The organism is Enterococcus sp. DIV1067f, assembly GCF_050543505.1.
GTDB lineage: Bacteria > Bacillota > Bacilli > Lactobacillales > Enterococcaceae > Enterococcus_D > Enterococcus_D entomosocium.
The window spans coordinates 3,542,254-3,557,622 of record NZ_CP172940.1 but is presented as its reverse complement, the minus strand read 5'-3'; the positions used below and the strand labels follow the sequence as shown (position 1 = coordinate 3,557,622).

12 protein-coding genes are annotated in these 15,369 nt (G+C 45.7%); 8 read left to right on the top strand and 4 right to left on the bottom strand.

Going from position 1 to position 15,369, the window contains the following annotated elements; translation table 11 throughout:
* Positions 1 to 4: 4 nt before the first annotated feature.
* From IGJ42_RS16440 to gor, 7 genes are all read left to right on the top strand, one after another.
* On the top strand, positions 5 to 745 hold the full coding sequence (locus IGJ42_RS16440; protein ID WP_005230317.1) for a Stp1/IreP family PP2C-type Ser/Thr phosphatase: 741 nt from the start codon (positions 5 to 7) through the stop codon (positions 743 to 745).
* A complete protein-coding gene (pknB, locus tag IGJ42_RS16435) occupies positions 742 to 2,745 on the top strand; it encodes a Stk1 family PASTA domain-containing Ser/Thr kinase (protein WP_005232981.1) in 2,004 nt (667 codons plus the stop codon). The genes IGJ42_RS16440 and pknB overlap by 4 nt, the downstream gene beginning before the upstream one ends.
* A 223-nt stretch (positions 2,746 to 2,968) precedes the next feature.
* Positions 2,969 to 3,436: a CtsR family transcriptional regulator gene (locus IGJ42_RS16430; protein ID WP_061053496.1), complete on the top strand. Its 468-nt coding sequence runs from the start codon at positions 2,969 to 2,971 to the stop codon at positions 3,434 to 3,436.
* Positions 3,437 to 3,441: 5 nt separating this feature from the next.
* The gene (locus IGJ42_RS16425; RefSeq protein ID WP_008381720.1) at positions 3,442 to 5,922 is read left to right on the top strand and encodes an ATP-dependent Clp protease ATP-binding subunit; all 2,481 of its coding nucleotides are present in this window, start codon (positions 3,442 to 3,444) and stop codon (positions 5,920 to 5,922) included.
* Between the two features lie 269 nt (positions 5,923 to 6,191).
* On the top strand, positions 6,192 to 7,112 hold the full coding sequence (locus tag IGJ42_RS16420) for a peptidase U32 family protein (protein WP_430615829.1): 921 nt from the start codon (positions 6,192 to 6,194) through the stop codon (positions 7,110 to 7,112).
* Positions 7,113 to 7,125: 13 nt separating this feature from the next.
* Entirely contained in the window at positions 7,126 to 8,367 is a 1,242-nt protein-coding gene (locus IGJ42_RS16415) for a peptidase U32 family protein (protein WP_008381725.1), read from the top strand.
* Positions 8,368 to 8,460: 93 nt separating this feature from the next.
* Positions 8,461 to 9,807: a glutathione-disulfide reductase gene (gene gor, locus IGJ42_RS16410; RefSeq protein ID WP_061053495.1), complete on the top strand. Its 1,347-nt coding sequence runs from the start codon at positions 8,461 to 8,463 to the stop codon at positions 9,805 to 9,807.
* 163 nt (positions 9,808 to 9,970) lie between these two features.
* Here the strand turns inward: gor and IGJ42_RS16405 are convergent, their stop codons facing one another.
* The 4 genes from IGJ42_RS16405 to IGJ42_RS16390 form a co-directional block, all read right to left on the bottom strand.
* Positions 9,971 to 10,957, bottom strand: coding sequence for a polyprenyl synthetase family protein (locus IGJ42_RS16405; RefSeq protein WP_430615827.1), 987 nt, complete (start codon positions 10,955 to 10,957; stop codon positions 9,971 to 9,973).
* 11 nt (positions 10,958 to 10,968) lie between these two features.
* Complete coding sequence (locus IGJ42_RS16400; protein ID WP_005232987.1) at positions 10,969 to 11,529, bottom strand: Gx transporter family protein; 561 nt, start codon at positions 11,527 to 11,529, stop codon at positions 10,969 to 10,971.
* A gap of 10 nt (positions 11,530 to 11,539) precedes the next feature.
* Positions 11,540 to 11,947 carry a NusG domain II-containing protein gene (locus IGJ42_RS16395; protein WP_010748871.1) on the bottom strand — a complete coding sequence of 136 codons (408 nt, stop codon included), beginning with the start codon at positions 11,945 to 11,947 and terminating at the stop codon, positions 11,540 to 11,542.
* Between the two features lie 206 nt (positions 11,948 to 12,153).
* The gene (locus IGJ42_RS16390) at positions 12,154 to 14,094 is read right to left on the bottom strand and encodes an NAD(P)/FAD-dependent oxidoreductase (RefSeq protein WP_005230327.1); all 1,941 of its coding nucleotides are present in this window, start codon (positions 14,092 to 14,094) and stop codon (positions 12,154 to 12,156) included.
* Between the two features lie 270 nt (positions 14,095 to 14,364).
* Here IGJ42_RS16390 and pplA point away from each other — a divergent pair, with 270 nt between their 5' ends.
* Positions 14,365 to 15,303 carry an extracellular electron transfer flavoprotein PplA gene (gene pplA, locus IGJ42_RS16385; protein WP_061053492.1) on the top strand — a complete coding sequence of 313 codons (939 nt, stop codon included), beginning with the start codon at positions 14,365 to 14,367 and terminating at the stop codon, positions 15,301 to 15,303.
* Positions 15,304 to 15,369: the final 66 nt, after the last annotated feature.

The window sequence follows — 15,369 nt, the reverse complement described above, 5'->3', positions numbered from 1 at the left end:
GAAATTGGAGATTCGTTTTCAAACAGATGTCGGCAAACGTCGCAACACAAACCAAGATTTTGCAGCAACCTATGTAAATAAAGCCAATGTGACATTGGCCTTGCTTGCCGATGGCATGGGGGGCCACCGGGCCGGAGATGTCGCTAGCCGTCAAGCAGTCAGTGAGATCGGCACCGCTTGGGAACAGACAGAGCTGACAGACAGTGAAAAAACTGCCCAATGGCTGATCCAAAAAATCCAAGCAGAAAGCCAAGTGATTTTCCAAAAAGGACAAGAACAAGAAGAACTTAGCGGCATGGGCACCACGATCATTGCTGTGGCCTTATTAGGCGACCAGTTTACGATTGCCAATGTCGGGGACAGCCGTGCCTATCTTTTACGCAATCAAGTGCTGACCCAAATCACAGAGGACCATTCACTGGTCAATGAATTGGTGAAGTCAGGACAAATCACAGCAGAAATGGCCTTGAATCATCCTCGCAAAAACGTTTTGACCCGATCGATCGGCATGCCAAGCGAAGTCGAAGTCGATGTGGCGATCCACTTTATTGCAGACGGGGATTATTTGCTGCTGTGTTCAGACGGATTGACCAACATGGTCTCAGATGAAGAGATCACAGCAACGATCCAAGAAACCCCAGTGCTGGAAGAAGCAGTGCAATCATTGATCGATCAAGCCAACGAACGCGGCGGTGTCGACAATATCACGGTATTATTGATTAAAGTTGGAGGAGAGCGCCCATGATCGAAATTGGGAAGAAGATAAACGGCCGATACAAAATCATCGGCAATATCGGCAGCGGCGGAATGGCAAATGTGTTTTTGGCGCATGACTTGATCTTAGACCGTGAAGTGGCAATCAAAGTGCTTCGTTTTGACTTCCAAAACGACCAAAGTGCGATTCGGCGCTTTCAACGAGAAGCATTGGCGGCGACTGAGCTGGTTCATCCCAACATCGTAACCGTTTATGATGTCGGCGAAGAAGACGGCATGCAGTTTTTGGTGATGGAATATGTCAAAGGGATGGATCTCAAGCGCTATATCCAAACGCACTATCCAGTACCTTATTTGCAGATCGTTGATATCATCCAACAAATCTTATCAGCGGTAGCGCTGGCCCATCAACACCGCATCATTCACCGGGACCTCAAGCCCCAGAATGTGCTGATCAATGAAGACGGCGTGGTGAAAATCACCGATTTTGGGATCGCGATCGCCCTATCAGAAACATCGATCACCCAAACTAACTCGATGCTAGGCTCGGTGCATTATCTTTCACCAGAACAAGCACGAGGCAGTATGGCGACCAATCAATCAGATATTTATGCGATTGGGATCATTCTCTATGAAATTTTAACCGGCAAAGTACCTTTTGATGGCGAATCAGCCGTAACGATCGCCTTGAAACATTTCCAAGATGAGATCCCTTCGATTCGGATCTATGACAAAAATGTTCCGCAATCGCTGGAAAACGTCGTATTGAAGGCGACCGCCAAAGAACCGGCGGATCGGTACAAAACTGCCGATGAAATGCGAGCGGATCTTGATACTGTATTGTCACCTGATCGACTCAATGAACCGAGATGGGAACCTCATGCCCTGATGGATGAAACGAGAGTGCTGACCCCTGTAGAAGCAGCCCAAGTTGAAACGCCGCCAGTGGAAGAACCCGTGGCAGAAACGGCTGCGGATCAAGCCGAAGAATCAGCGAAACCAAAAAAGAAAAAACGCAAACGCTGGCTGCTGCTGCCGGTCATTATGGTGATCGCACTGCTAGGCATAGGCAGTTACTTCCTATTCGGCGGTGGTCGGGGGGATGTAGCGATTCCTGAAGTCAACGGCCAGACAGAAGCGGCCGCTCGGGCCGAACTGGAAGCCGCTGGCTTACAAGTGGCAGACGAGGTAGAAGAAATCGAAGACGATGAAGTCGAAGCAGGCAATGTCGTCAAGACCGATCCGCCAGAAGGCAATGAAGTCAAAAAGAATTCCGTCGTGACCCTCTACATCAGTAGCGGAACCAAGAAAATCACCCTTGATGACTATGAAGGTCGCTCCTTTGATGATGTCAAAAAAGAGTTGATCGATTTGGGCTTTGATGAAGACAGAATCAAAGAAGAGCTAGAGTCGTCAGATGATGTCGATGAAGGGGATATTATCAGTCAATCACCAGCAGCAGGGCGGGAAGTTTCCCCAGCAGAAGACGAAATCACCTTTAAGGTCAGCTCCGGACCAGATAGCTTCGCAATGGACAACTATTATGGCATGACAGAGGCAGATGCACGAGCAGCATTGACTTCTCGTGGTGTCGACCGATCACAGATCGAAGTGAACTATCAATCTAGCAGTCAACCATCAGGCACGATCATCGCCCAAGCACCCGCAACAGGTGAAACGGTGGTGACTTCCCAAACGACCATCACTTTGACGGTCAGCAGTGGGCAGGAAATGGTCAATGTACCAAGAATCGTTGGGAAAAGCCAAGCCGATGCAGAAGCAGACTTGAATGAAGCGGGATTGGACTCAACTTTTGAGGAAGAGGACGGCTATAATGACTCGGTACCAGCTGGACATGTTGTCCGTGTCTCTCCAGGTGCCGGAACCTCCGTCGAAGTTGGCTCTACTGTAACGGTCACGATCTCTAGAGGACCTGAACCAGATGATTCGTCCTCATCGACGCCAAGCAGTAGTTCAGATGATTCCTCTGATTCAAGCGCTACGAGTGAAAGTAGCTCAGAAAGTGATTAGAAACTAGCTAAAACCAAATACTTTAACCAAGCAGCCTTCGGGGACCAAAGAATTCTCTTTTTGTTCCCCGTCCAGCTGCTTGTTTTTGTTTCTAAACCTTATAGTGAGGCACCGGTGTCTTTAAAATTTCCTTTAGTCCTGCCATTTGTGCAAGCGTACATCTTTCCAAGGATTCAAAAATTGGGTATAATGAAGGTCAGAATTAGTCAAGGGAGGGAATGAATTGAGTCATCACAATACTTCCGATTTGATTGAAGCATATTTGAAGAAAATTCTTGAAGATAGTGAAACCATTGAGATTCGTCGCGCGGAAATGGCAAATTTGTTCAACTGCGTGCCCTCACAAATAAACTACGTGATCAATACCCGCTTCACCGTTCAAAGAGGCTATGCGGTTGAAAGCAAACGCGGCGGGGGCGGCTATATTCGGATCGAAAAAGTCAAAATCACGGACAGCCACCACTACTTAAAAGAAATGAATCAACTATTCGATGAAACCATCTCGGAAAAAGATGCGTATGCAATAATCCAGAAACTTTATGAGGAAGGAATCCTGTCCAAGCGAGAAGGCAACTTATTATTGACCGTCATCTCGAAAGCAGTTCTAGGACGTTCTCCTTATGAAAATAGAACACGAGCTGATTTGCTCCATGCAATTCTAGAACGATTAAGTTACGAAGACAGGAAGTGAAAGAGATGGATGAATTATTCACCCAACGCGCGAAAGCCGTTTTGGCTATCGCCCAAGAAGAAGCAAAATACTTTAAGCACCAAGCGGTAGGTTCTGAACATATTCTATTGGCACTGGTCATTGAACAAAACGGGATCGCCGGCAAAACGTTACGGGAAATGAATATCACAGAAAACGATATTCGTGAAGAAATCGAACATTTAACAGGGTACGGCACCGTTCGTCAATACCCAGAAAATGCCTATCTCGCGTATTCACCACGAGCAAAACATACATTTGCTTATGCAGGGGATGAAGCCAAGCGTTTAGGGGCACCGCAGATTGGTACCGAACATCTATTATTAGGCTTATTAAGAGACGAAGACATTTTGGCTTCACGAATCATGCTGAATCTCGGCTTGAGTCTCGCGAAAATGCGTCAGCTTTTGAAGAAAAAAATGGGCTTCAATGAAAGCAAAACCAACGGAAGTGCTGGTCGTCGTCGTCCAGCCCAAGCCAAAGCGCAGCAAGGAACACCAACCTTGGATTCCTTAGCCCGTGATTTGACCAAATTAGCCCGTGAAAAACGGTTGGATCCTGTTGTCGGTCGTGCCAAAGAAGTCAAACGCCTGATCCAGATCCTTAGCCGTCGGACCAAAAACAACCCTGTTCTCGTGGGGGAACCTGGTGTTGGGAAAACCGCGATCGCCGAAGGCTTAGCCCAAAAAATCATCAATGGGGAAGTCCCAGAAGACATGCAAAACAAGCGTTTGATGATGCTGGACATGGGGGCTTTAGTTGCCGGAACGAAATACCGGGGCGAATTTGAAGACCGAATGAAAAAAATCATTGATGAGATCTATCAAGATGGTCAAATCATCTTATTCATTGATGAATTGCATACACTGATTGGGGCCGGCGGAGCAGAAGGGGCGATTGATGCCTCGAATATTCTGAAACCAGCCTTAGCCCGTGGGGAATTGCAAACCATCGGTGCCACGACACTAGATGAGTACCAAAAATACATTGAAAAAGATTCTGCATTAGAACGCCGTTTTGCCCGGGTGCAAGTTGACGAACCGACACCAGAAGAAGCGGAAGAAATTTTACGGGGCTTGCGTCCTCGTTATGAAGAACATCATGGGGTGGAAATTTCTGATGATGCGTTACACGCCGCTGTGCAACTGTCCGTGCGTTACATCAATTCGCGCCAATTACCAGATAAAGCCATCGATTTGATGGATGAATCAGCTGCCAAAGTGCGTTTAGACAAAACCGATGAAAGTTCAGAATTGGCAGATCTGCAAAACGAGATCGCCAACTTGATCGAAGAAAAAGAAGCCGCTATTCGTCAGCAAGATTTTGAAGCAGCAGCTCGTTTACGGATCAAGGAAAAGAAATTGACCCAACAGCTGACGGAAGTAGCGTTTATGGAAGTCAAAGAAGCATCAGGCTATGCCGATAGTGTTACTGCAGAAGATGTTGCCACGGTCGTTTCCCAATGGACCGGCGTACCTTTGCAGCAGATGGAGAAAAAAGAAAGCGAACGCTTGTTGGATCTTGAAAAGATCTTGCATCAACGGGTAGTTGGCCAAGAAGAAGCAGTCAAGGCAGTCGCTCGTTCGATCCGCCGCGCCCGCAGTGGGTTGAAAGATCCGAACCGTCCAATTGGTTCCTTCATGTTCTTAGGCCCGACCGGTGTCGGGAAAACCGAGCTTGCCAAAGCCTTAGCAGAAGCGATGTTTGGTAGTGAAGATGCCTTGGTTCGTGTCGATATGTCCGAATTTATGGAAAAATACAGCACGAGCCGTTTGATCGGTTCACCGCCAGGCTATGTCGGCTACGATGAAGGTGGGCAATTGACGGAAAAAATCCGTTCAAAACCATACTCCGTCATCTTATTGGACGAGGTGGAAAAAGCCCATCCCGATGTCTTCAATATCCTCTTGCAAGTGCTAGATGATGGTCATTTGACGGATGCCAAGGGTCGGAAGGTCGATTTCCGCAACACGATTTTGATCATGACCTCTAATATCGGTGCCCAACAAATCCGCGAAGAAAAAAGCGTTGGGTTTAATGTCACTGATTTAACGAAAGATCACCAAGCGATGCAAAAACGGATCTTAGAAGAGCTGAAAAAAGCCTTCCGTCCAGAGTTCTTGAACCGTGTGGATGAAACAGTGGTCTTCCAATCCTTAGGTGAAGGGGAGATCCACGAGATCGTGAAGATCATGAGCAAAGCGATCATCAAACGATTAGGCAACCAAGACATCCAATTGAAGATCACGCCATCTGCCATTGATGTGATCGGTAAAGCTGGTTTTGATCCAGAATATGGGGCACGGCCGATTCGTCGAGCCTTGCAAAAAGAAGTCGAAGACCGTTTAAGTGAAGCACTCCTATCAGGGCAAATTCATTTAGGTGACAAAGTGACGATCGGTGCTTCCAAAGGATCGATCACCCTCAATGTCAAAGAGGGACAAGCACGGGTCTTGCAACAAGTTTAAGTCGAGCCAATAACGGCAGTGGCGTTTCTATGGTCGAGCAATCGGCATCCATAGGAACGCCGCTTTTTTGTCTTGTTATGTCTAGTAGTGATCAAGAATTCTCCACTGATTATGATTGATGATTCACAAAAAAATATCCTTCTAAATAGCTTTATGACAACGATTGATTAATGAGAAAAGCGCTATTCGTGAAAAAAAGAGTAACGAGACCTCTTGGAAAGAATCCTGCTGTGTGATACTATGAATGAGTTGAAAAAAGGAGGAGTATTATGGTTGAGATTATCGCCACGGTGGAATCGATCGAGCAAGCACAGCAGCTGATCCCTTATGTTGATACATTGTTTTTTGGAGAAGAGACATTTGGGCTGCGCCTACCGGCCTCTTTTTCTCGTGAAGAGCAAATCAGACTGATCGACATGGCCCACGAAGCTGGAAAGAAAGTGACGATCGCGGTCAATGGCATCATGCACCCAGAAAAAATGAAGCTGATTCCAGAATACCTAGCATTTCTGAAGACCAATCAAGCCGATCAAATCGCTCTCGGAGATCCTGGGATCATTTACCGCATGAAGCAAAATCCAGAATGTGCCTTGCCATTTATCTATGCAGGGGAAACCTTAGTAGCAAGCGCTCGTCAAATCAATTTTTGGGGACAAAAAGGGGCAAGGGCAGCCGTTTTAGCGCGAGAAGTTCCTTTCGAGGAAATGAAAATCATGGCCCCGCAACTAAATATTCCTGTGGAAGTATTGGTTTATGGTGCGACCTGCATTCACCAATCGAAGCGTCCGCTTTTACAAAATTATTATAACTATACCCAACAATCGGAAGAAAAGAACCACGATCGTGGGTTGTTTTTATCCGAACCGAAAAAAGAAGAAACCCACTATTCCATTTATGAAGATAGCCACGGTACGCACATTTTTGCCAATAACGACATTAATTTGATGCTGCAGCTGGCGGAATTAGCCGAAACAGGCTTTCAAACCTGGAAGTTGGACGGAATCTATACACGAGGGGCAGCCTTTGTGGCAATTGCTAAACTGTTTGCCCAAGCCAAGACCCTTGTAGAAAGTGGGGAGTGGCAAGCAGAGCAAGCTGCTGTGCTCAGTGAACAAGTTGCCCAACTTCATCCGGCAGAACGTGGGTTAGACACTGGATTTTATGCCATCGATCCTGACGATATCAAGTAAGGAGCAAGAACAAATGACCGTTAAACAAGCATTGAAACGACCAGAAGTGTTAGCACCAGCTGGTACGTTAGAAAAATTAAAAACAGCGATCCACTATGGCGCTGACGCTGTCTATATCGGCGGCAATGCCTATGGCCTACGGAGTCGCGCGGGAAACTTTACCTATGAAGAAATGGCGGAAGGGGTAGCTTTTGCCAAAGCCCACAACGCAAAAGTCTATGTAGCAGCCAACATGGTGACTCATGAGGGCAATCAAGAAGGTGCAGGGGAGTTCTTTCGGGAATTGCGAGATGTCGGTATTTCGGCCGTGATTGTTTCTGATCCAGCTTTGATCCAGATCTGCGCAACAGAAGCGCCGGGTCTACCGATCCATTTGTCCACCCAAGCCAGTGCCACGAACTATGAAACGTTGGAATTTTGGCGAGAAGAAGGCCTAGAACGGGTCGTCCTCGCTCGGGAAGTGTCGATGGAGGAAGTCGCTGAGATCCGCAAAAATACCAGCGTGGAGATCGAAGCCTTTATTCATGGCGCCATGTGTATTTCGTATTCTGGCCGTTGTACTTTGTCCAATCATATGTCGATGCGAGACGCTAATCGCGGCGGCTGTTCGCAATCTTGCCGCTGGAAATATGATCTGTTTGACATGCCCTTTGCAACGGAACGAAACAGTTTGACCAAGAATGGGACAGTGGAAGAAGAATTCTCCATGAGTGCCGTGGATATGTCGATGATTGAACATATCCCTGATCTGATTGAAAACGGCGTGGATAGTTTCAAAATCGAAGGCCGCATGAAATCGATCCACTATGTTTCAACCGTGGCGAACGTTTATAAAGCAGCCGTGGACAGTTACATGGCCGATCCAGAGAACTATGTCTGCAAACAAGAATGGATCGATGAACTGTGGAAAGTTGCGCAGCGCGAGCTTGCGTCAGGCTTTTACTATGATACCCCGAGTGAAAATGAGCAGTTGTTTGGTCCACGTCGGAAAATTCCACAATACAAGTTTATTGGGGAAGTCATGGCATATGATCCGGCAACGAAAACAGCTACGATCCGGCAACGGAACCACTTTTCCGTCGGCGATGAAATCGAATTTTACGGTCCCGGATTCCATCACTTTCACCAAACCGTCGAAGTCATGTATAATGAAGACGGTGAATCCATCGATCGTGCACCAAATCCTATGATGCTGCTGACGATGCCGGTCAAAGAACCGGTGGAAGTCGGAGACATGATTCGGAAGAAAAAATAAGGTCGAGAGTTTCTCTCGGCTTTTTTTGTTGAATCAATCCAGCCAAAAAGGATCGATGAGAACATAGACAATCTTAAGGAGGAAACAACAAATATGGAAACATACGACTACATAGTAATTGGCGGCGGCAGCGGCGGGATCGCCTCAGCCAATCGAGCAGGAATGCACGGCGCCAAAGTATTATTGATCGAAGGCAATGAATTAGGCGGCACCTGTGTCAATGTCGGCTGTGTGCCGAAAAAAGTCATGTGGCAAGCCAGTGAGATGTTAGAAATGATCAAGCGGGACGCAACTAGCTACGGCATTTATCCACATGTGGATAAATTTAATTTTACTGAGCTTGTGGATAACCGTGAAAAATACATTGATTTTTTACACACAGCCTATCAAAAAGGCTTAGACAGTAACAATGTAGAAGTTATCCACGGTTATGCACAGTTTGTGGATAACCACACGGTTACCGTCAATGGGGAAAACTACCATGCAGCAAACATTTTGATTGCCACCGGTGGAAAACCTAGCGCGATGAATATTCCCGGCGGTGAGTACGCCATTGACTCGAATGGTTTTTTTGCGTTGCGAGAAGCACCAAAGCGTATGGTCGTCTTAGGGGCAGGCTACATCGCAGCCGAAATCAGCGGGGTCAGCCAACAGCTGGGCAGCCAAGTGGCTTGGGCGTACCGTAAAGAGCGGCCATTACGAACCTTTGACAAGATGCTTGCGGATAATCTTGTGGAGATGTACCAAGAATCAGGGATCGAAACTTATGCAGGCTACGTTGCCTCTCGTATCATTAAAGAAGGTGACGAGTATATCGTTCACTTTGAAAATGGTGAAACCTTGACCGGCGATTGCGTCCTTTTTGCTGGTGGTCGCGTGCCGAATACGGATAAGTTAGGCCTAGAAAACACCGATGTCCAATTGGATGAAAAAGGGTTTATCATTGTGGACAAATATCAAACTACTACGGCTGACACGATTTTTGCAGTGGGCGATGTCATTGGAAAATTGGATTTGACCCCGGTTGCGATCGCCGCCGGTCGTCGCTTGTCTGAGCGCTTGTTCAACGGTCAAAGCGATGCGTACTTGGATTATCACTTAGTACCGACGGTCATCTTTACGCATCCACCGATTGCCACGATTGGTTTATCCGAAGAAGCAGCCTTGGCAAAATATGGCCAAGAGCAGATAAAGGTGTATCGTTCGCGCTTTACACCGATGTACTTTGCTTTAAATGAGTATCGCCAAAAATGTGAGATGAAATTGGTGTGCTTAGGAGAAGAAGAAAAAATCATCGGTCTGCACGGCATCGGGATCGGTGTCGATGAAATGCTGCAAGGCTTCGCTGTAGCCATCAAAATGGGTGCTACGAAAGCAGACTTTGATCAAACCGTGGCCATTCATCCGACAGGGTCAGAAGAATTTGTGACGATGCGTTAAAAGAAAAAAACCCTCAACGGACAGATGATTTGTCCGTTGAGGCTTTTTTTGCATATAAAATTCTAGCTATCAACTAAAAAGTCCCCAAAAGTAGATCAGAAATCGAACCTTGGGGGCTTATTTCAGTATGATTCCAGCTGCTAGGCTTTTGCTAAATCCTTGATCAGTTCTGACGCCCAAGGATCTGAGCAGTGATCTGGTAAAGATACGTTTTGGTTTCATCTTTGGTCTCAGGTAATTTCTGGATCACCTGCAAAGCTTTTTTCGTATAGTCGGCAGCGAGCTTCTTGGCTTCCTCGATCCCAGCACTTTCTTGGACGATCCGATAGACTTCATGGGTATCCGCCTCAGTCATGGCAGCTTGTTTTTCCAGCAGTGGCAACAGTTGTTGGCGGTCACTTTTCAGTGCCATTAACAGCGGCAGGGAATAGACGCCTTGCCGAACATCTTCCAATACTGGTTTCCCTAAAGCAGCCGCATCTTGGCTGTAATCCAAGACGTCATCCATGATTTGAAAGGCAAGGCCAATGGCTTCGCCGATCTCACGGGCTTGATTGGCAAAGCGCAAAGAAGTACCGCTTTCGTAAGCCCCGATGAAGCAGCTTAAAGCAAACAACTCAGCGGTTTTGCCGCGAATGTTTTCTAAGTAATCCTCGATAGTGACGGACAAATCGTATCGTTTGCTCATTTGTCCTAATTCGCCGGCCAGGATTTTTTCCATACTACGGGAATTCATCTGCAAGCTTTTCATGGAGCTGGCATAATCCGCCATCAATTTGAAGCAGCAGACAAAGAGGTAATCACCAGCATAGACAGCGACATCGTTGCCAAATTCGGAACGAATGGTCGGCAGCTTGCGTCGGGTGTCCGCATGATCGACGATATCGTCGTGAATCAGCGAAGCAGTGTGGAGCATCTCGATCGAAGCCGCCAATGCGACGGCTTTTTCGCGATCTTTGTCACTGCCATAAGCAGAAAAGAGCAGCTGATAAGCAGGACGCAGCAGTTTCCCACCTGAATGGATCATGGACAGGATCGCTTGTTCGACCTCTTTGTTTTTTAGTTTTAATGATTTTTCCATCAATTGCAAGGAGGCAGATAAGTCAGCTTGCAGTGCTGGATACTCTTGCCACATGGAATGAAGTTTCATAATTAACTCCTTTATTCTGAATCCGAGCGCCATTTGACTTTGGTCTGGCGTTCATAATCAATTTGAAAACGGCGCAGTGTTTCAACACGACGCAGCAAGTAGTTGGCGGCGATCCCGATAGCGATCCCGGACAAGATCCCAAAGAAAGACAGGACCGGCAAGTAGAGCATCACGCTCCAGGATTGAGCGATCCATGAGGCGGTGATCAACTGTCCGACGTTGTGCAAGAAACCGCCAGCCGCACTAATGCCGATGATGCTGACACGCTTAGGCCCCAACTGTTTCACCAAAGACATCCCAAAGTAGCTCAGTAAGGAACCACTCATACTATATAAGAAGGTCGAAACCGTTCCTCCTAGTAACGTCGTTAAAATCAGTCTTAGCCAAATCAAGAGAAAGCTGTCTTTTTTCGGCATGGTGAACAAAGCAATAATGGTAATTAAATTTGCCAAACCTAGTTTCGCACCAGGCGCAAAGGCAAATGGATAAGGGATCATATTTTCAACTAAACCAATCACGACCCCTTGGGCGACCAGCAGTGAGATGAAAATTATTCGTTGTAATCGACTCATAAGCAAACGATCAATAGATTAGATCGTCGGTCTCACTCCCATCTGCGGCTTGGATTTCGATCACCAATTTATGAGGTAGACAGACGATGGTTTCCCCATTTTTACTGGCCCAGCCACGGCGCACACAAATCTGGTCGCCGCAATCAGCTTCCTTGATTCGGATCCGATCGCCTTCGATCTCCAGTAAATTGGTATCCCCGTCTTCATCTTCATAAAGATAGGTGTACGTTTTTTGACCTTCAACTAAGTCAAAACGTTTGATTTCTGTCCCATCGACCCGCAAGACGGCTTCTTTGTCAGCCGTTTGCGTCTGGCCAAAAATAAAAATCGGTAAAAAAGAGCTGAGGATCAAAACAAGTATGATGACGCCATCCCATGGTTTTAAATGGGCATCGCGGATAAATTCTTTTAGTTTCATCAAAAAAGACTCCTGTTCTTTCATGTGATGTGTCTCATTCTAGCATAAGAAGACAAGATTCTACTAGCTGAATCCTCAATAATCCACCGATTTCTGTGCAAGGACAATCAAGAAAAAGTTCTGTACTTGGAAAGAGACCAAGACACTGATTGAAAATCAGAATGTCTTAGTCTCATGAAGTCGTACAGGTATTCTATTTTGCTGGCTTATTTATTGCCATATAAGGAGCGAGGGGTACCGTACCACCATTTTCCAAGGGTACGTTGCAACCATGGGATTACCCAACGATCTAAACCGACTGCGCGTCCTGAACCGTTCATCAAGGCAAACGCAACTGGAATGAACCAGATGTTTACCCAGTAGAACATACCAGACATACAGAAAGTTAACACTAAAACGATGGTCGTTGCGTTCACTAACCAAGTGAAGAGACCAGCCATCAATGCAAGAGCTAAAGCAATTTCAAAGAAGACCATGAATTTTTGGAAGAACATTGCAACGTCGTTGTTTGGCATGATAAATTGCATAACTTTTGTGAACCAGTCAGGTGATTTTTCGATCACGATCATTGGTTGTTCACCGTAAGCATAGCTCAAACCAAAGTGTGCGGCTTGTGTCGCTGCATCGGCTGCTTCACCGGCGCCACTAGCGGCACTTGCTGCATCGGCTGCTTCACTAGCACCACTTGCTGCATCAGCGACTGTTTGATATTCCCAAGTCCAAGGGAATACGCTGTTGCCTTGGAACCAAGAACCTTCACCGAACCAAGTACCAGGTTTGAAGACTTCCCCATTCGTACCTAAAATTTTCTTGAAGGCTTCAACGAACCAGACAAGACCATAGAAAATACGAAGCGGAACACTCCACAAGACGTTACCGTAACGAGACGTGTGACCACGAGCGACTGTCCGGTCATCTTTGATGTGGAAGATTTCATGCATCAAGTATTGGAACATGTAGTAACCAGAACGAATATCAAAGAAGTATTTCAAGTTAACGATGTGCTTCATAATGATCGCTAAGAAACCGCTCAGGTGAATCTTATTGAATAAGTTCGCCACGCCCCATTTGGCACCGATCGAAACCATAAATCCTTGGTAGTTTCCTTTGAATTTATGTTTTTCGCCGCCTTTGATGGCTGAAACGATGTTCGTTGCTGCAGTGTGACCTGTTTGTTCAGCTGCTTGCACGATTTGTGGTGTTGGTGTATTCGGGAATTCTTCGAAGTAAACCAAGTCACCAATAATATAGATGTTTTTGTCTTCGTAGCCTTTTGCTTCCATGTACTCATTGGCAACTAGACGGAAACCACGGGCTGTTTCTAAACCGAAATCAGCAGCATCGCTAGTTCCTTTGACACCGGCAGTCCAGATCAATGTGTGGGTTGGGATCGTTGAACCATCTTTTAGTTTGATGTGGTCAGGTGCCACTTCAACGATTGGTGCATTCAAGACAAGATCAACATTGTTTTTCTTCAAGTAGCGTTCTGCTTTGGCTGCATCGTTACGATCAAGCATGTTCAAGATCGTTGGCATTGCTTCAACGACTTTCAAGCTGATTTCACTAGGGTCCAATTTATAATCGGAAGCTAAACGATCTTTCCAATCGATCAGTTCACCGATCATTTCGATCCCGGTAAATCCAGAACCACAAACGACAAAGGTCAACATTGCTTTGCGTAATGCTGCATCTGGTTCGATCGCTGCTTTTGCGACAGTTTTTTCAATGTGTTCGCGAATACGGACAGCATCGTCAAATGACCATAAAGTAAAGCCGTTTTCTTTAACACCAGGTGTACCAAAGTCGTTCGGTTCGCCACCCATCCCTAAAATCAAGTAGTCAAATGAATAGCTACCTAATTTTGTTTGGACGGTTTTATTTTCTTTATCGATCCCAGTTACTGTATCGGTTACTAAACGAACATTTTTCTTGCGTGAGAACAAGCGCTGCAAGTCATATTGAATTGCGGTAGGTTCTACACGTCCTCCAGCGACTTCATGCAGTTCAGTCATCATCGTATGATAAGAGTGACGGTCGATCAATGTTATCTCAACATCATTGTCTTTTTTCAATTTCTTTGCCATGTACTTCGTAGCAGAAACGCCTGCATAACCGGCACCGACAACGACAATGTTTTTCTTTGCCATTGCAAATCTCTCCTTAATAAAAATAATCTATGATAATAATTACACAATCGTTCCTATTATATAGACAAATGGTTCATTTGTCTAACGATTCTGATGAAAAAAACGCATATTTCCTGAAATTCGTGAAAACTTGCGAAAATCAAAAAATAAGTCCTTTTTCCGTAAAAAAGCGGAAAGGAAGCGGTTGACATATCGTAAATTTACTTTACAATGTTAGGTGTATCACAAACTTTTTTGTGGGGAAAATAAACAAGTAAAAGGTGGATAATTATGAAAGCAAAGAAATTGATTGTAGGTATGGCGGTATTTTCATTCTCAGCAATGTTGTTAGGGGGTTGCGGAGCAGATGACAATAACACAGCTTCTTCGTCAACTAGTGAAAGTACATCACAAACTTCTGCAAGCGATTCAGCATCAACAGAAAGCACGGAAGCAACCATTGTTGCGGGCGAGCCAATGCAAGATGGGACGTATCGTTTAGAAGAAAAGAACTATAAAAACGACTACCGTGTCACATTTGAGATCACAGTCAAAGACGGCAAAATCGTTGAATCAAAATATGACAACGTGAATGCTGATGGCGAATCAAAAACAGAAAACACTGAATACAATGAAACGATGAAAGAAAAAGCAGGCATCAGTCCAGAAGAATTTATTCCTAAATTCAATGAAGAATTAGTTGCCGCACAAAGCCCTTCTTCAATCGAAGTAGTTTCTGGCGCGACTCATTCCTTTGATTCCTTCCAAAACTATGCACAACAATTGATCCAAGCGGCGCAAGCAGGCAACACGGATACCATTGAAATCGACAACGGTGCAGACTTGCAAGACGGAACCTATACATTAGAAGAAAAGAACTACTCAAACGGTTACCGCGTGGTCTTCTCAATGACTGTGGCTGACGGCAAAATCTCTGAATCAAACTACGACTACCTAAACGAAGCCGGCGAGTCGAAAAAAGATGATACAGAATACAATGAAAACATGGAAGCAAAATCTGGTACTGGTCCAGAAGAATTCATTCCAAACTTCAATGAAGCTTTTGTTTCTGCAGTCAATGCTGAAGATGGTTCTGTGGCAGACATGGACGTCGTTTCTGGTGCAACCCACAGCTTCCACAGCTTTGTTATCTATGCACAACAATTGTTGAATGCAGCTGAAAAAGGTGACCAAACAACCATTGAAGTCGATAACTTCGTTACTGAATAATCACAACTTCTTTCCATTAAGAGGACAGCATTCGCTTTGAGTGCTGTCTTTTTTTCGTGGGCAGCC